Annotated in this window: 13 protein-coding genes; 11 read left to right on the top strand and 2 right to left on the bottom strand. The window is 40.5% G+C overall.

Annotated elements, in window-relative coordinates:
* Positions 1-292 precede the first annotated feature (292 nt).
* Both BCU84_RS09305 and BCU84_RS09300 read left to right on the top strand, forming a co-directional pair.
* Positions 293-892 (top strand): flavin reductase family protein, encoded by a 600-nt coding sequence (locus BCU84_RS09305; RefSeq protein WP_102527818.1) that lies wholly within the window; start codon positions 293-295, stop codon positions 890-892.
* Between the two features lie 113 nt (positions 893-1,005).
* On the top strand, positions 1,006-1,569 hold the full coding sequence (locus BCU84_RS09300) for an MAPEG family protein (RefSeq protein WP_102527817.1): 564 nt from the start codon (positions 1,006-1,008) through the stop codon (positions 1,567-1,569).
* A gap of 212 nt (positions 1,570-1,781) precedes the next feature.
* On the opposite strand, the gene metK is transcribed toward BCU84_RS09300, so the two are convergent.
* Entirely contained in the window at positions 1,782-2,933 is a 1,152-nt protein-coding gene (gene metK / locus BCU84_RS09295; protein ID WP_102527816.1) for a methionine adenosyltransferase, read from the bottom strand.
* Between the two features lie 579 nt (positions 2,934-3,512).
* Between metK and tkt the strand changes: the two genes are divergently transcribed.
* The 9 genes from tkt (at position 3,513) to BCU84_RS09250 (ending at position 14,999) form a co-directional block, all read left to right on the top strand.
* Positions 3,513-5,507, top strand: a complete 1,995-nt coding sequence (gene tkt / locus BCU84_RS09290) for a transketolase (protein WP_102527815.1) — start codon at positions 3,513-3,515, stop codon at positions 5,505-5,507.
* A 130-nt stretch (positions 5,508-5,637) separates the two neighbouring features.
* On the top strand, positions 5,638-6,660 hold the full coding sequence (gene epd / locus BCU84_RS09285) for an erythrose-4-phosphate dehydrogenase (RefSeq protein ID WP_102527814.1): 1,023 nt from the start codon (positions 5,638-5,640) through the stop codon (positions 6,658-6,660).
* 86 nt (positions 6,661-6,746) lie between these two features.
* Positions 6,747-7,922: a phosphoglycerate kinase gene (locus tag BCU84_RS09280; RefSeq protein WP_102527813.1), complete on the top strand. Its 1,176-nt coding sequence runs from the start codon at positions 6,747-6,749 to the stop codon at positions 7,920-7,922.
* Between the two features lie 257 nt (positions 7,923-8,179).
* Positions 8,180-9,244 carry a class II fructose-bisphosphate aldolase gene (gene fba, locus BCU84_RS09275; RefSeq protein WP_102527812.1) on the top strand — a complete coding sequence of 355 codons (1,065 nt, stop codon included), beginning with the start codon at positions 8,180-8,182 and terminating at the stop codon, positions 9,242-9,244.
* 316 nt (positions 9,245-9,560) lie between these two features.
* Entirely contained in the window at positions 9,561-10,904 is a 1,344-nt protein-coding gene (locus BCU84_RS09270; RefSeq protein ID WP_102527811.1) for an MATE family efflux transporter, read from the top strand.
* Between the two features lie 126 nt (positions 10,905-11,030).
* A complete protein-coding gene (locus BCU84_RS09265; protein ID WP_102527810.1) occupies positions 11,031-11,771 on the top strand; it encodes a DUF481 domain-containing protein in 741 nt (246 codons plus the stop codon).
* Positions 11,772-12,217: 446 nt separating this feature from the next.
* Complete coding sequence (locus BCU84_RS09260) at positions 12,218-12,976, top strand: hypothetical protein (protein WP_102527809.1); 759 nt, start codon at positions 12,218-12,220, stop codon at positions 12,974-12,976.
* Positions 12,969-13,523, top strand: coding sequence for a hypothetical protein (locus BCU84_RS09255; RefSeq protein ID WP_102527808.1), 555 nt, complete (start codon positions 12,969-12,971; stop codon positions 13,521-13,523). Before BCU84_RS09260 ends, BCU84_RS09255 begins: the two co-directional genes overlap by 8 nt.
* Before the next feature lie 84 nt (positions 13,524-13,607).
* On the top strand, positions 13,608-14,999 hold the full coding sequence (locus tag BCU84_RS09250) for a hypothetical protein (RefSeq protein WP_102527807.1): 1,392 nt from the start codon (positions 13,608-13,610) through the stop codon (positions 14,997-14,999).
* 360 nt (positions 15,000-15,359) lie between these two features.
* Here the strand turns inward: BCU84_RS09250 and BCU84_RS09245 are convergent, their stop codons facing one another.
* Positions 15,360-17,591, bottom strand: coding sequence for a PAS domain-containing protein (locus tag BCU84_RS09245; RefSeq protein ID WP_102527806.1), 2,232 nt, complete (start codon positions 17,589-17,591; stop codon positions 15,360-15,362).
* Between the last annotated feature and the right edge of the window lie 92 nt (positions 17,592-17,683).

Raw genomic sequence — 17,683 nt, 5'->3', positions numbered from 1 at the left:
TTCGCCATCATAACAAATCATCAGTTTAGCTGATATGAATAGCTAAATTTCAATGATCTAGCCCTCGTTCAATAACATCACTACCTTCTGCGCGTTAAATGTTGAGCATAATATGCTCAGTTTTGCTGATAAATTATGTTAATGACTTGTTTTATTTTGAGTGGGAAGATTTGGGCTTGTTTGAACAATTATAGGGTGATAGCTTAGTAAGTAACTTATTTAGCATATGATTTTCATCAGTTTACCCGAGCTCGATTAGCTAAGTTGATGTTTAGAACAACTTGAGACATAAATGGAATTTTTGCCAGAATCATTAACACCGCAACAAGTTTATAAATTGCTTATTGGTGGTGTCAGCCCAAGACCCATTGCTTGGGTTTCAACAGTATCAAAATCAGGGGTCAATAATTTAGCACCTTTTTCATTTTTTACTGTAGCAAGTGCTAATCCACCAGTCTTGTGTTTTAACCCTATGAGCACAGATAAAGGGGCTGAGAAAGACACTTTAGTCAATATTCGTGAACTGCAAGAATTTGTGATTAATAGTGTCAGCTATTCAGATTTAGCGATGATGAATCAAACCTGCCATCAAATCCCCGCAACTGAAGATGAGTTTGAATATGCAAGTGTTGAGAAACTGGCTTCATCGATAGTCGCTCCGCATAGAGTGAAGCAAGCGATTGTCAGTTTTGAATGTAGACTAAATCAAATTGTAGATTTAGGGCAGGATCCTATGTCAGGCCATTTAGTACTAGGTGATGTGGTTGCCATTCACGTGCGCGATGATGCTGTTACTGACTTTAAAATCGACAGTGAAATGTTGGATGCCATCGGCAGAATGGCGGGTAATGACTATAGTTTAACAAGAGACAAAGTGCAGCTAAATCGATAAATTTTGAATTAGTGATGCTCCTGTTGGAGTGCGAATATCGGTATATGACCATATTAATGAAGGATCATCGAGGTCATTTTTTAGCAATTGAGCATTAATGACAGGGAGAGATAATGCCAATTTCAAGTTCAATTACCAATAAACTTACCAGTAAGCAACGTGATGTCACTCAAGGTATTGTAATAGGGATGCTTGTGTCTTTTGCTGTGGTGATTTATGGCGCACTAGCAAACCCTTTTGAATATAGTGAGCCACAATCATTAATTGAAAGGTTGGTTATTTATGCCTATGGGATGATTTTACCAACGTTAAGCTTAATCATTGCTGTGGGGCGTGTTGCTAAGCATCGATTTTTCAGTGCGAAAGATATTGATGGTAGCAGTTATTATGAGCAATCAGAGCGAGTTAGGCGCTTGCAAAGTGTTCTGCAAAATACCTTAGAACAATTTTGTATTGTGATGAGTGTGTATTTCTTATGGGCTTTCATTATGCCCGCTGACTATATGTCGTTAATTGGATTAATTTCGGTATTATTTTTTATCGGCCGAATATTGTTTATGCGCGGTTATGATAAAGGGGCGGGGGCAAGATCTATCGGCTTTAGCTTGACCTTTTATCCATCGGTGTTAACTGTGGGCGCGATTATCATTTATCTTTTCTATCGTACTTTCACCTAGCCTGTAGTGTACATATCTATCTTGCACTGCCAATAGTTATCTATCTTGCACTGCCAATAGTTATCTATCTTGCACTGTACATAGTTATTTTGAACTCTAGATATCAAGTGAGATAAATTAAAGGCACAAAAAAACCGTCAATTGACGGTTTTTTTATTGCTTAACTTAGCGTAAACAATTTACTTGGCATCAGCAGTCAATAAGTTTAAAACTTATAGACCTGCATCAGCGCGTAAGATTTCAGCTTTATCAGTTGCTTCCCAAGGGAACTCTTCACGACCGAAGTGACCGTATGCAGCTGTTCCTTGGTAGATAGGACGTGCAAGGTCTAGCATTGCTGTTAAACCGTATGGACGTAGCTCAAAGTGCTGACGTACAAGCTTAATCAATACATCTTCAGATACTTTACCAGTACCAAATGTTTCAATGCTGATAGATGTTGGCTCTGCAACACCAATTGCATAAGACACTTGGATTTCACAGCGGTCGGCAAGACCTGCAGCAACGATATTTTTAGCAACGTAACGCGCAGCATATGCAGCACTACGGTCAACTTTTGATGGGTCTTTACCAGAGAAAGCACCACCACCGTGACGAGCCATACCGCCGTAGGTATCTACGATGATTTTACGGCCTGTTAAACCACAATCACCTACCGGTCCGCCAATAACGAAACGACCAGTTGGGTTGATGAAGTATTTAGTGTCTTTGTTTAACCACTGAGATGGTAAAACAGGCTTAATGATGGTTTCCATCACGCCTTCAATCAAGTCTTCTTGGGTCACATCTTCACGATGTTGAGTCGAAAGCACGATAGCATCGATGCCTTTGATTTTGCCATTTTCATAAGCAAAAGTGACTTGGCTTTTCGCATCAGGACGTAACCAAGGTAAAGTACCATCTTTACGCACTTCAGACTGACGCTTCACTAATTTGTGTGCGTAAGTAATCGGTGCAGGCATTAATACGTCGGTTTCGTTACTCGCGTAACCAAACATAAGACCTTGGTCACCCGCGCCTTGTTCAGCTGGATCGCTACGGTCAACACCTTGGTTAATGTCTGGAGACTGTTTACCAATGGCATTTAAAATCGCACAAGAATCAGCATCAAAACCCATATCTGAATGGGTGTAACCAATTTCACGTACTGTTTTACGTGTGATTTCTTCGATATCAACCCAAGCAGAAGTTGTGACTTCACCGCCGACTAAAACCATACCGGTTTTAACGTAAGTTTCACAAGCAACGCGTGCTTTAGGGTCTTGCTCTAAAATTGCGTCTAATACCGCATCAGAAATCTGATCGGCGATTTTATCTGGATGACCTTCTGAGACTGACTCAGAGGTGAACAAGTGGTTTGCCATAGTTGGTAAATCTCGTCTTTTGGAATTTGAACGTGTAGAAGCATCTACATCTAGACGTCTATAATAATTCAAATCGGATTGGATAACACCCCTTAGAACTAATATAAGTTAATAATTGTGCAATCATTCAAATATTTATAAAAATCCATTTTTGACTGTTTTAGATATCAATAAATTAATCTTATGAAATTTATGCAGTTATTTAACTTTTTAGCTCCAACCTTAAGGTTTAAATGGGCGGTAATAGAACAATTATTTTAGTTGAGTATTATTAATTTTGACTGTTTTAATACGTTTATTGGCAATAAATATTCACATCGTTTAGTACGCAGTACGGTGATTTTGGATCAGGCATTCTTTAATGGAATGTTGAGGATGGGTGTAAAAAGTTATATAAATGTTAGCGCTAACATGATATAAATTTAAGCCGTTTAATATCTTATTTAGCTGGGGCTTGGTAGTCAGATGCAAAAAATTGCGACTTATATCTAATAATAATTTGCGTCCCATCGCTGAGTAGGGGAAAATATGTCCCCACAATTGCCCGCTAGACCTCATCATCAACAAGCAGGAGAGAGCATGTCATCTCGTAAAGAACTCGCTAACGCAATCCGTGCATTAACCATGGATGCTGTTCAAAAAGCCAATTCTGGCCACCCAGGTGCACCAATGGGGATGGCTGACATCGCTGAAGTGCTATGGAATGACTTCCTTAAGCACAACCCAAACAACCCAGAATGGGTTGATCGTGACCGTTTTGTATTATCAAATGGCCATGGTTCAATGCTTATCTACTCTTTACTGCATTTAACAGGTTATGCATTACCTATTGAAGAATTGAAGAACTTCCGTCAGCTTCATTCTAAAACCCCTGGTCATCCTGAATATGGTTATACGCCAGGTGTTGAAACTACAACGGGCCCATTAGGCGCTGGTATCAGTAACGCTGTCGGTATGGCGATTGCTGAAAAAACCTTGGCTGCTCAGTTTAATCAACCTGGTCACGATATCGTTGACCACTTCACTTACTGTTTCTTAGGTGATGGCTGTTTGATGGAAGGTATTTCTCATGAAGCATGTTCATTAGCAGGTACTTTAGGTCTTGGTAAGCTTGTGGCTTTCTGGGATGACAATGGTATTTCTATTGATGGTCATGTTGAAGGCTGGTTCACCGATGACACGCCTAAACGTTTTGAATCATACGGCTGGCACGTTATCGCAGACGTTGATGGACACGATAGTGATGCAATCCGCGAAGCTATTGAAGAAGCGAAGTCTGTTACTGATAAGCCAACAATGATTTGTTGTAAAACGACCATTGGTTTTGGTTCGCCAAATAAGTCAGGTAGTCATGATTGTCACGGCGCACCACTGGGTGATGCTGAAATCGCTGCAGCACGTGAATTCCTTGGTTGGGATCACGGTGCATTTGAAATCCCTGAAACTGTTTATGAAGGTTGGGATGCAAAAGATTCTGGCGCTTCAAACGAAGCAAGCTGGAACGAGAAATTTGCAGCTTATACTGCCGCTTTCCCTGAGCTAGCAGCTGAATACAAACGTCGTGTTATCACAGGCGAGCTTCCTGCAGAATTTGAAGAAAAAGCCAACGCATTTATTCAAGAATGCCAAGATAAAGCAGAAGGCATTGCAAGTCGCAAAGCTTCACAAAACGCCATCGGTTTCTTCGGCGAAATGTTACCTGAACTGTTAGGTGGCTCTGCTGACTTAGCGGGTTCAAACCTGACTCTTTGGTCTGGTTCAAAAGGTATTCAAGACGATCCTGCGGGCAACTACATCTACTACGGTGTGCGTGAGTTCGGTATGAGTGGCATTATGAATGGTGCTTCTTTGCATGGTGGTTTCATTAACTACGGCGCGACGTTCATGATGTTTATGGAATACGCTCGCAATGCAGTACGTATGTCAGCATTAATGGGCATTCAAAACGTGTTCGTTTATACCCATGATTCAATTGGTCAAGGTGAAGATGGACCAACTCACCAACCAGTAGAACAACTTGCTAACTTACGTATGACGCCAAACATGACTGTATGGCGCCCATGTGATGCGGCGGAAACTGCTGTATCTTGGAAGTCTGCTATTGAAAACCGTAAAGCGCCTACTTCACTTATCTTTAGTCGCCAAGGCCTTAAGGCACAAGCACGTACAGCTGAGCAATTAGCTAATGTTGCTAAAGGTGGTTATGTACTGTCTGATTGTGAAGGTACTGCTGAAGTGATTCTAATTGCTACAGGTAGTGAAGTGCAGCTAGCACTTGATTCTGCTGCAGCATTGACTGAAAAAGGTCAAAAAGTTCGCGTTGTTTCTATGCCATCTACTAACGTATTTGATAAGCAAGATGCAGCTTATAAAGAATCAGTATTACCTGCTGGCGTACTGAAACGTGTTGCTATTGAAGCTGCGCATGTTGATTACTGGCACAAATATGTTGGTTTTAACGGCGCTGTAGTCGGTATGTCTACGTTTGGTGAGTCTGCACCTGGCGGCGATTTATTGAAGCACTTCGGCTTTACCGTTGAAAACGTGGTTAACACAGTGAATGCTCTGGTTTAACCAATATACAGTTAAATAATAAGGGTAAACTTTTACCCTTTAAGTCTGTATAATGCGGCCTGCAATCACTTGCAGGCCGTTTTATTATCTGCTTTTTACTGAGTACTGTTAAGAGGAAGCTTAACCCTCAATGATCCGAGTCGCTATCAATGGTTATGGCCGTATAGGTCGTTCTATCCTCCGTGCACTATACGAGTCGGGTAAACGTCAAGAAATCCAGATCGTGGCAATTAATGAACTTGCCAAACCTGCCGCAATCAGTCACCTCACTCAATATGATACGACTCATGGCCGTTTTCAAAATACGGTTAAGTTAAAAGATGAACAGCTCGTCATCGGCGATGATGTGATTCAATTGTTCCATCAGCCTGACGCGAATTTACTGCCTTGGTCAGATCTCGATATTGATATCGTTTATGAATGCAGTGGTAGTTTAGGCGATCGAGCAGAATGCGAAGCGCATATAAAAGCCGGTGCCAAACAAGTCCTGATTAGTCACCCTTCTTCTGCTGATGTTGATGCCACTATTGTATTTGGTGTCAATGATGATTTACTCAAAGCTGACCATACAGTTGTTTCAAATGCGTCATGTACCACCAACTGTATTGTGCCTGTCATTGATGTGCTAGATAATCACTTCGGGGTGAAAAGCGGCGCAATAACGACTATCCATTCATCGATGAATGATCAACAAGTTATTGATGCGTATCATGACGATTTACGCAGAACACGTGCAGCGGGTCAATCCATCATCCCAGTAGATACAAAACTTGCTCGCGGCATTGAAAGAATTTTGCCGCACATGAAAGACAAGTTTGAAGCGATTTCAGTGCGAGTGCCCACTATTAATGTCACCGCAATTGATTTATCGGTGACATTGAATGAGCGAGTAGATATTGCCAAGATAAACCATGTTTTAGAGCATGCAGCCAGCGGATTATTTAATGCGGTGCTAGGCTATACCGATGCGCCATTGGTGTCGTGTGATTTTAACCACGACCCGCGCTCCAGTATTGTTGATGGCACTCAAACGCGGGTGAGCGACGGCCACTTGGTCAAGTTATTACTTTGGTGTGATAACGAATGGGGTTTTGCAAATCGAATGCTCGACACCAGCTTAGCAATGATATTAGCTAAGCAAACAGATAACTAATTTTATTGTTATTGAGCGCTTTATCTCTGTGGGTAAAGCGCTCAGTAGCAAAAGCAGTTTTGTTTTTAAATTATAAGGAAAGTCTAATGGCTATTATCAATATGAGTGAGTTAGATTTAACCAATAAGCGTGTGCTTATTCGTGAAGATCTAAACGTACCTGTCAGTGATGGTGTTGTAACGAGTGATGCTCGTCTACGTGCTGCTTTACCAACAATTAAGCTAGCGCTTGAAAAAGGTGCAGCTGTGATGGTGATGTCACATTTAGGTCGTCCAACTGAAGGCGAGTTTAACCCTGAGTTTTCTATGCAGCCAGTGGTGAACTACTTAAATGAAGCACTTGATTGCCCTGTAAGTTTAGCGTCAGATTACCTTGATGGTGTTGAAGCTAAAGTTGGTGAAGTCGTAGTATTCGAAAACGTACGTTTTAACGTCGGCGAAAAGAAAAACGATGAAGCTTTAGCTAAAAAACTAGCGGCATTATGTGATGTCTACGTAATGGATGCATTTGGTACAGCGCATCGTGCGCAAGCATCGACTCATGGCGTTGGACTTCATGCATCAGTAGCTTGTGCTGGCCCACTTCTAGCGGGCGAGTTATCTGCTCTGGGTAAAGCATTAGATAATCCAGCCCGTCCAATGGTTGCTATTGTAGGTGGTTCAAAAGTATCAACAAAATTGACCGTTCTTGAAAGCTTATCAACTAAGGTTGATCAGTTAGTTGTCGGTGGCGGAATTGCGAACACATTCGTCGCGGCAGCTGGCCACCAAGTGGGTAAGTCATTATTTGAAGCTGATTTAGTGGATGAAGCTAAACGTTTAGTTGCAAACGCACAAAGCCGTGGCGGCGATATCCCTGTACCGACTGATGTTGTTGTAGCGAGTGAATTTAGCCCAACAGCTGAAGCTACATTAAAATCTGTTAGTGATGTATCTGATACTGATATGATTTTTGATATCGGCCCTGATAGCGCAGAAGCATTAGCTAAAATTATTGAAGCAGCAGGCACTGTTGTGTGGAATGGCCCAGTTGGCGTATTCGAATTTGACCAATTTGGCGAAGGTACTAAACGTATCGCGCAGGCGATTGCCGATTCGAGTGCATTCTCTATTGCAGGTGGTGGCGATACATTAGCAGCAGTAGATAAATATGATATTGCTGATAAAGTCTCTTATATCTCTACAGGTGGTGGTGCTTTCCTTGAGTTCCTTGAAGGAAAAGAATTACCTGCAGTAACCATGCTTGAACAGCGTGGTGCTTAACAGCAAGTATAAAAAACGTTTTAGCCATTTCGTCACTTAGATGCTAACCAAAGAGTTGGCACTATGGCTGACGGGCTAAAACGGAAAGATTGCAGTAAGAAAAATATAATTATTAGAAAAAAAACCGCCCGTGTTCTTTATTGAAACGTTGGCTATTTACGGATAGTTAACCTGGCTTTGAAGTGTCATAGGGTATAAAAATCAATCCAAAGCGATAGCGACCTAGGTGAGACATCACCCTATTTTTGGAGTAAAAAATGGCCTTAATATCTCTACGTCAAATGTTAGACCATGCTGCAGAACACGATTACGGTGTTCCAGCATTCAACGTAAACAACCTTGAGCAAATGCGTGCAATTATGCAAGCTGCTGAAGCAACTGACAGCCCTGTGATTGTTCAGGCATCAGCTGGCGCACGTAAGTACGCTCGTCCTCAGTTTCTTAAGTACTTGATGGCTGCTGCTCTTGAGCAATATCCAGATATTCCAGTATGTATTCACCAAGACCATGGTACCGATCCTGATATTTGTCAGCGTTCTATCCAATTAGGTATGTCTTCAGTAATGATGGACGGTTCTTTGATGGCTGATGGTAAGACACCTGCATCGTATGATTACAACGTGGATGTAACGCGTCGTACTGTTGCTTTTGCACACGCTTGTGGTGTGTCTGTTGAAGGTGAAATTGGTTGTTTAGGTAGCCTTGAAACCGGTGAAGCTGGCGAAGAAGATGGCATTGGCGCTGCGGGCATCCTAACAATGGATCAAATGTTAACTACGCCAGAAGAAGCTGCACGTTTTGTTGCTGATACTCATGTTGATGCATTGGCTATTGCAATTGGTACCAGCCATGGTGCTTACAAGTTCAGCCAACGTCCTACTGGTGATGTGTTGCGTATTGACCGTATTAAAGAAATCCACGCTCGTATTCCTAATACTCACTTAGTTATGCACGGTTCTTCTTCTGTACCGCAAGAGTGGTTAGAAGTGATTAACCAGTACGGCGGCGCGATCCCTGAAACTTACGGTGTGCCGTTAGAAGAAATCGTTGAAGGTATTAAGCACGGTGTGCGTAAAGTGAATATCGATACTGATCTACGTTTAGCCTCAACGGGTGCAGTACGTAAATTCCTTGCTGAAAATCCATCAGAATTTGATCCACGTAAATTCTTAAAAGCATCTATGGAAGCAATGGCTGATATCTGTACAACACGTTACGAAGCATTTGGTTGTGCTGGCATGGGCTCTAAGATCAAGCCTAAGTCACTACAAGCAATGTATAAAGCGTATCAGTCAGGTGAACTTAATCCTCAAATTAACTAATGGCTGACTTTTACAAGAGTCTTTAGTTATATGAGCATTTAGTTACATGAGTCTTTAGTTATATGTGAAAGTAACAACACTTATCAGTTAACTAATTGATTAATAAAGCTTCAAAAAACCAGCGGTCAACGCTGGTTTTTTTATGGCCAAATTTTGATGAAACAACTTGTATCAAAGGCGTTTATAACGCATTATCCCCGCCCTTAAAAATGGAATAAAACTGACTCAGCTTAATTAGAGACATATTAACTGTCATTTTGAGTCGTTAACCTTGTCATGGAATATGCTCACCTTTAACCATTACTGAAGTACTAACATGCACGTAAAATCAGACAAACCACTCTCATTATTCGCGTTGACTTGGCCATTATTTTTCGATTTTGCGCTACATTTTTTAACCGCAGCGTTAAATACGTTAATGATTAGCCGTGTTTCCTATCAAGGGGTGGCAGCGTTATCTGTTGGTAATATGGTCTTTGAGTTATCCATTACCTTATTTAGTTTTGTCAGTATTGGCGCAAGTGTGGTCATTACCCAATATTTGGGGGCTAAAAATCGATCAACAGCCCGCGATGTTGTTTATTCCTCTATTGGGTTTAATTTAATGGTTGGGGTTGCAGCAGCGCTTGGAGTATTTTTTGGCGCGGGGCTAATACTGCACCTGATGAACTTACCGGTAGAGTTAATTCCCGATGCTAAGTTATATTTGCAAATCGTTGGTATCTGTCTGATCCCTGAAGCGATGGCAATGTGCTTAGCTGCTGGGATGCGTGCCCATGGATTTACTCAGCAAGCCATGTGGGTCACTTTATTAATGAACGTGATTACCTTCTTGGGCAACTTATTATTGCTATACGGCTGGTTCGGTATACCTCAAATGGGCGTCGCTGGGGTTGCTATTAGTACCGTAGTGGGTCGACTCGTCGGCATGTCTTTGATGGCATACTTATTTGTTAAGTACACCCAAATTCCGCTTAAGATAACTGAAATTATTAAGCCTAAAAAGCATTTGCTAGCCAAAGTATTCCATATTGGCTTACCTGCGGCTGGGGAAAATATCTCTTGGATGCTGCAATTTATGGTGGTGACAGCCTTTGTTGGTTTGATGGGGGATAAAGCCCTTGCAGCGCAAGCGCTTTATTTTCAAGTCTGTATGTTCATTCTTTTGTTCGGTTTATCTATCGGTATTGGCAATGAAATTATGATTGGCCATATGATTGGTGCCAAGCAATACCAAGCTGCTGAGACACAAATGTATCGAGCACTCAAAATTGGACTGGTTCTAACGACGATTGTTGCAATTCTTGCCGCCTTAATGGGGGAAAGGTTAGTGGCCTTTTTCACAGATGATCAAGATATTCTCGCTATGGTTGGGCAATTATTTCTTCTGACTTTATTGATGGAGCCAGGGAGAACCTTCAACTTAGTGGTAATTAATGCTCTGAGAGCTAGTGGTGATGCACGCTTCCCCTTTTTTGCTGGTCTTATATCTATGTGGTGTATAGCTGTGCCTGGTGCATACTTCTTTGGTATTTACCTCGACTTAGGCTTGGTCGGCATTTGGATGGCCTTGGCGATAGACGAATGGGTGAGGGGATTAACCATGTTATGGCGCTGGCGGAGTGGCCGCTGGCAAAGTAAGAGCTTGTTATCTGCTTAAAAACCGCCATTTGGAGTTTAAATATTAAATGCACAGTAGTTTTTTCATTTTTGATACCAAAGTGTTAGAATTCGGTTCGATTTCTGGAGTGAACTTGAATTAATTGTAAATAAAGGATTTGATGACATGAAAAAACTGCTACTTGCTGCAGCTGTAACACTTGCCATGCCATTTGCGGCCCATGCTGGTGCTGATTTTGTTGAAGGTGATGCGACGTTTGCTGGTGAAGCTGAGTTAGGTGCAACGTTAACAACGGGTAACACTGATACTTCTTCTTTTAAAGCCCGTCTTGGCCTTAAACAAGAGCTGGGTAACTGGGAAAATGCTTACTTACTAGAAGGCTTATATAAAGAAGATTCTGGTGAGAACACGGCAAAACGTTACTATGCTGGTATCCAAGGTGATTATAAGTTTGATGAAAAGAACTACATGTATATCACAGCAAACTACGAAGCCGATCCTTTTACTGGTTTTGATTATAAAGCAATTGGTTCAGCCGGTTATGGTCATAAATTTATCGATACGGGTAGAACATTTTTAAGTGCTGAAATTGGTCCTGGTTACATTTATAAAAAGCTAGATGATGAACAGTCTTTAGCATTGGGCTATGACACTGAAGATAGTGTAGTTGCTCATGGTGCACTTAACTTTTCTTATGAAATAACAGAAAGCTCTAAGTTTACTCAACTCTTCGTTGCTGATTACGGTGATTATTTAGAGGGACGTTCTGAGTCTGCGTTAACAGCTAACATTATCGGTGCGTTAGCGATGAAGTTTGCTGTGATTGTTCGTTACAACAGTGAGCCTTTAGAAGGTTTCAAAAGCACTGATACTGAAACAAACATGACACTGTTATACGCATTCTAATGTATTCGGGATATCACCGGTAAACATTTGTGTGAACCTATAAAAGCCGAGGAAAACTCGGCTTTTTTGTCGCTATTTTTTGAAACGGTTTTACTTTTACCAAGCGTGTACCGCTCTAATGTTATTAGCGTTATGAATGTTACATTTGAGGGCTAGGTTTACTTTGTATAAACATAAATGGAGGCTTGCCTTATGATCTCTGCTTAGATAGGGGAGGTTGTTTGAGTGCTTTTTAATCTTATAAGTCTCTGGTAAATATTATTATTTTGTTAAAATGGTTAACACTTGTATCCGTTTTGCTGTTTCTGACAAAGAACTCTTACGAAATTACGAGGGCTAGTTCACGAAATTAAATCTAGGCTATCTATCGTCTGTTTTGATCACAAACTATCTTTTTTGGCTAGCGTATAATAATTGGTGATATTGACTAAAGAGATAATATAGGAATGCAAATCGGGTGTTGTTGGTTTGATGATGAGCAAAAAGAGCTTATTAATCAATCTAATGCTACTAAATGGCAACTCAATTATAATGAGTACAAGGTGTTAAGCATTCTTGCAAAGCATCGTGGCCATGTTGTACCTATAGAATCACTGTCATTTCCAGAAGAGCATGATGGCTATTTACACAGTTTATCTCTTACGGAAATGGAACAACTTGTAGAAAACTTCCAAGATTACTTTGGTGAACCTCATCGTGGCCTAATTGAATTAATTGCAGATCAAGGGGCCATTTTATATAGCAATGTGGTAGTAAATCGTACCAGCTTGCTAGATTCCCCCACTAAAGTTATTTCAAAAGCACATTACATTCTCGTTATTCTTATGACAATAATTGCGTCTTATTTTGTCCACTCAAATCTAAAAGACTCGGGCTTTAGAGTGCCAGATTTTAGCGCTGAATTTATCACTCCTGCTGGTAGCTTAGCTAAGCTTTATGCTTACGAGTCTGAAGGGAGTGAGGACTATCATGGCGATTTTATATCTCGTTCTGAAAATGCGTTAAGCGAATTATCAAAGTGTGATGTGATGGATTGGGATTCACTTTTAGTGTCGATTGCTCGCGATAATAGAACAATTAGCGTTGTTTTGAAAAAACGTGATCAGGATGGGTTACATTTTGAAAATATTAGAGTGATAAAAGAAGATCCACAAATGACTGTTGTGAACCAAGATTGGTTAAAAGAGGTGAATATTTGTGGCTAATCGTCTAGCACAATTTCTAATGACTAAGCTTGGGCGCGCTGTTTTTATTCTGTCGAGTACAGTTCTGTTTTGTATTAGTATTTTAATACTGGAGTCTTTTGCTGATTCGCGTCAAGTGTCGGCATTTGATTGCAGTACAAAAATTCACGCAATGACAGCCAATGATAATATTGTGATTAACACCCCTCAAATCTCGATACATCTCTCATTGACATTCAATGATGAGAAAATTTATTTAGACTATTTTAGCGAGCAACCTGAATCATCACGTGAACGTTTATCTTTAAAAGGCCAGCTAAGAGAGCTTGAAATTGGTAAGTTATTGTATCAGCTAGATTTAGATATAACAGATGCTAAGTTTGTATCTGATAATTCATCATTTCAGAGTTATTTAGCCAATGAATTCAATGAATCAAAAGAGAACCTTGCTGTTGGTAACCAAGTGAGTGTTAACGTTCAAGTGCTAGAGATGGACGCAGACAACGGCTTTATTTTGGTAAAGTTTACTCCTTTTAGCACCCTTTGGGCTTGCCAATTGCACGAATAAAGCATGAGTTGTTAATATCCCCCTTTCTCATTGTTCGCTAAATTCGTTATAGTAACTATATTCTCCGTTATTGAGTTCTCCTCAGTGGCAAAAATCAAAGTAAAACAAGAAGAAGCATTATCAATTAAGTTCAGCCATCAGATGGAGGTTGGGCATCAGCGTGCACTCGATTTATATTTTTATTTGCCAACAGAAATGGGCATTGGCGATAAAACCTTAGATGAAGAAGAGTATTATCATAGCGCCATTGTCGGGCGTCGTTCCTATTATTCTAAGGGCCTGCATTTACCTTTAGTGCAAAACCGTTTTGTGAGTATTAATAAACGCACTAAAGAAGAGTTCCGCTTCTACCTTAATTTATTCGCTTATCAATTTGCCGTTGCTATTGAAACTGATGCAAAGGAATTAAGGCAAATTACCGAGGCCGCAGAGTTTTATCCTGCATTAGCAGAGCTTGGCACATCGGTTACACAATTATTAAAGAAATTTCGTCGTAATGAACCCAGCGAAGAAAAGTGGCAATCTTATTTTGCTAATGCTGATAACTATCTGTCTTGGTTTTGTGAACAGCAATTACTTAAAACACTAGCTTATCGGCCTCGAAATGCTGATTACAGTGATATCAAAGAGCAGATAGTTAACTTGTGTCGTGCTGAAAATCATTACCGTGAAGAGGAAAAAAAGTACAATTCGGCAGGTACAAAGCAAGATGCAAACCGCATTTCAAATAAGATGTTGTTACTGCGCCGCTTGATCCAACAAGGTGTAGTACTTAAAGAAGAGCTAAAAACCCTCGGAGTAGGGCTAAAGAAGTTCGTGACAGGGTTAGCCACAACCTTGGTTATGTTGGTCGTCTCAACGTTGATTATTAAAGCACAGGGCGTCTTTAGCGGCTTAACCATGAGTTTAATCGTTACCCTAGCGATTATTTATGGTTTTAGGGAAATTTTTAAAGAAGATGTGCGCAATGCCCTATGGCGCTTTATTCAACGTGGGCGTCCACGTTGGAGTCGTATTCTTCGAGATACCTCGACTAAAACGGTGGTTGCTAAACAGTTGGTTTGGCTCGATTTCACTCGCCCGCAGGATATTCCTGCAGAAGTCGCTGAAATAATGAAGCAGCGGCATAGCCAAAACAAGGTTGATGCAGAGGTGTTGCATTACCGTATTGCCACCAAAGTCACTAATAAAGAATTTGAAGCAGGCTACTCGCAAATTCAAGAGCAAGTTAACTTTAGCTTAGTGCCATTTGCAAGACACCTAGAGCGCGGCAAAGCCAAAATCTATAAAGAACTGGACGGAAAAGTCAGTAATGAATCGGTAGAGCGCCGTTATCAAGTCAATTTGGTCGCGGTGTTAAAAGATGGCAAAGGGCCGTTAGAATATGCCCGTTATAAGGTCGTTATGAGCCGTTCTAACATTATTGAAATTACTCGTAGTAAGTTACCAGCAAACTTATTAGAGATGGGTGATTAAGTCGCTGTGTTAGCTGTTTTTATCAGGTTAACTTAAGCTTTCAATATACTTAAACCACTTTAGGTAATATCAATCAAGCAGCTTTAGGCCATTTCAATTAAACTGCTATAGGCAATATCAATTAAACAGCTTTAGGCTATTTCAATTAAACTGCTATAGGCAATATCAATCAAGCAGCTTTAGGCTATTTCAATTAAACAGCTTTAGGCAATACCATAATGAAACACAAGGGCTGCAATTTTAGTTCAGCCCTAATACACAGTTCCTTCCTAATATATAGTTCCGCCTAATATATAGTTCAGGTTCTGGCAGATTGATAAGCAAATTATCCGCTCTGTACTTTATGTGTTGCGAATAAATTTAAGCCTTGCGAGTAAAAGCTTGGCAGATGTTTTGATCACCCGTTTGCTTAGCGCGTTTCAATGCAACTTCAGCGTTGGCTAAATAGTCTTCAAAACTTTGCTGTTCAGGGTAACCAGCAATGCCGATATTAATCCCTTCATTTAAGTCGCTTTGCTCTAATCTATCCATCGTACTCATTGCATATTTGTGCGCTTGAATTGAATCACTCAACGGCAATAAAATCACTAATGAACCTAAACGCCAACGGGCAACTTGATAACCTGTAGGCAAATCAATCAGCAACTGAATCTCAATGTCTTTTTGACGTTTTTCAAGATGATCAATATCGCTGATATGGCTAATTAATCCTTCAGGGTTAATATCCATAATCATTAAACAAGTTTGCTCGCGATTAGGCTCTGTTAACGTACTAAAATGTATTTCTAATTCGGCTAATGGCAATATCATCGAACTTAATGGCGATTGCTGTGATGGGAGTTGCTTAGATAATATCTGCTGTTTTAATACCTGTAAGGTAATCACTAGGTACTCTATATCACCATCAAGTGAATGTTCTGCTTGAATACTGGCTTTTAAACTATTAGCAAATCGTGTGCCTGTGTTGGCTATGATTTGGCCTTTCCACTTTCCTTGTAAACTTAAGCGGCTGGTAATGTCGGTCCATTGTTGAGTTATTTCTTCGCCTAATAAATCAACAATATTAGCTTTACTCGCTTCTTCGACATCTAACAGTTTTTTGAATTTATGGTTAAACTTAATAAGCCCACCATTTGCATCGGTCAATGCTGTCGCTACATCACTTTCTGACAATAACTGATAGCTATAGGCTTGCTGTTTTACTGTGCTTAATTCGGTGACATTCTCAAAGGTAATCACCCAATAGTGTTCACTTTTTAAGTGAGTTGTACCTGGTTGAGCATAAACGTAAATGGTGCAATTTTGATCGTTAAAGCTGATGACTTCAGACCAAGGTTTATTGCCATTCATTGCTTGTACTAATGCTTGATAAGTGTGGTCTTCTAGTTGCAGTATTCGCTGTAATCTTCTTTCTAGTAGCTCGTCGATGTCTAAAGACAAGGTTTCAGCGGCTTGTTTATTGGCTTTAATGACTCTTCCGCTGTTATTTACCAATAAACAGCTTTGATGGCTATTGAACAGACTGCTGGACAGGGTAATGCTGTTCGTGTTGGCGTTTTTCTCAAGTTGAAAACGGTGACGAGTAAACAGTAATGCACTGGCTAATGCCGCAATAATGACGCCGAAACTCATTAGGATATAACGCCACCGCTCAAACCTTGCTGCAATATCTTCGTGGCGAATATATGACAATAAATAATATTCCCTAATGATAGGGTGATGGGCAGCAAGCTCAATTTTAAGAAACACAAATGTACCGACATCATTGTGATACTGACCAAAATTGGTATTGGCCATTTGTTGCCAAATAGACGGATAACTTTGTTGCAAACTGCCACCTAAAGCATTGGGCATTTTCTTGAGTGGACTGTTTTGTTCATCACCTGCGTATAATTTACCGTCTTCGCCGAGTAACAATAGCGGTGTATCGTGATTGAAGAAAGCGGGTTTAATCGATTGCAGTACTTCGGTAATGGAATTGTAAGTGACTAAATATCCACGAATACTTTGATCCGGGTTTTCAATCCATGCTAACTGAAAAACAAAAGGAACCAGTTTGCCATTGATAGGTACAAATTGAATCTGAGAAGAATAAATATCATTACCGCCCATGATTTTATCTTTACTTAACACGACTTCAGGAAGCGAGATGTTATCAAAGGCTGGGGTGGTGGCAATACGGATATTACCCTGAGGATCAAATAAGGTGAGTCCCAATAGTTCTGGAATATGAGTCAGTAACCCAGACCAATTTTCGAGTAAGCGTTCTTTTTGAAGTTCAGCTGGCGTTGTTAAATACTGGTTCATCAACTCGCCATTAGCAAAGGCTTGGGTACGAAACTTAAGGAAGTTAACTTTATCTGACGCCAGTGTACCTACAGTTTGCAATTCACTGTAACGTTTATCGGCCCAATCCTCTTGTAAGCGACGTTCGCCCAAGCTGAGTAATAGGGTGGTAAAAATAATGACGCTGATGATCATCACAGACAATTGACTTGCTAAGGCCAAGACCTGTTGACGACTCCAATGGATATCTTGCGCTGAAATGAGCAGAAATTTTGAGACGTTTTTATTGGTTTGTCTTTTAAACATTCACTTACTTATATTAACTGTCCCGATAGGCTGATGTTATCACGAAAGCTTTACTAGGTTGACCTCAGTAAAGCTTTTTTAACGATTTTATT

Origin of the sequence: Shewanella sp. 10N.286.51.B7 (assembly GCF_002873615.1) — a bacterium.
GTDB lineage: Bacteria > Pseudomonadota > Gammaproteobacteria > Enterobacterales > Shewanellaceae > Shewanella > Shewanella electrodiphila.
The sequence above is the reverse complement of the archived record's forward strand: the minus strand, read 5'-3'. Positions and strand labels throughout refer to the sequence as shown.

What these genes read in the sequence shown, in the direction of transcription:
- BCU84_RS09280 (WP_102527813.1), top strand. Translation starts at nt 6,747, where the DNA reads ATGGCTATTATCAATATGAGTGAGTTAGATTTAACCAATAAGCGTGTG.
- BCU84_RS09260 (WP_102527809.1), top strand. Translation starts at nt 12,218, where the DNA reads ATGCAAATCGGGTGTTGTTGGTTTGATGATGAGCAAAAAGAGCTTATT.
- tkt (WP_102527815.1), top strand. Translation starts at nt 3,513, where the DNA reads ATGTCATCTCGTAAAGAACTCGCTAACGCAATCCGTGCATTAACCATG.
- BCU84_RS09245 (WP_102527806.1), bottom strand. Translation starts at nt 17,591, where the DNA reads ATGTTTAAAAGACAAACCAATAAAAACGTCTCAAAATTTCTGCTCATT.
- BCU84_RS09300 (WP_102527817.1), top strand. Translation starts at nt 1,006, where the DNA reads ATGCCAATTTCAAGTTCAATTACCAATAAACTTACCAGTAAGCAACGT.
- BCU84_RS09265 (WP_102527810.1), top strand. Translation starts at nt 11,031, where the DNA reads ATGAAAAAACTGCTACTTGCTGCAGCTGTAACACTTGCCATGCCATTT.
- epd (WP_102527814.1), top strand. Translation starts at nt 5,638, where the DNA reads ATGATCCGAGTCGCTATCAATGGTTATGGCCGTATAGGTCGTTCTATC.
- metK (WP_102527816.1), bottom strand. Translation starts at nt 2,933, where the DNA reads ATGGCAAACCACTTGTTCACCTCTGAGTCAGTCTCAGAAGGTCATCCA.
- fba (WP_102527812.1), top strand. Translation starts at nt 8,180, where the DNA reads ATGGCCTTAATATCTCTACGTCAAATGTTAGACCATGCTGCAGAACAC.
- BCU84_RS09305 (WP_102527818.1), top strand. Translation starts at nt 293, where the DNA reads ATGGAATTTTTGCCAGAATCATTAACACCGCAACAAGTTTATAAATTG.
- BCU84_RS09270 (WP_102527811.1), top strand. Translation starts at nt 9,561, where the DNA reads ATGCACGTAAAATCAGACAAACCACTCTCATTATTCGCGTTGACTTGG.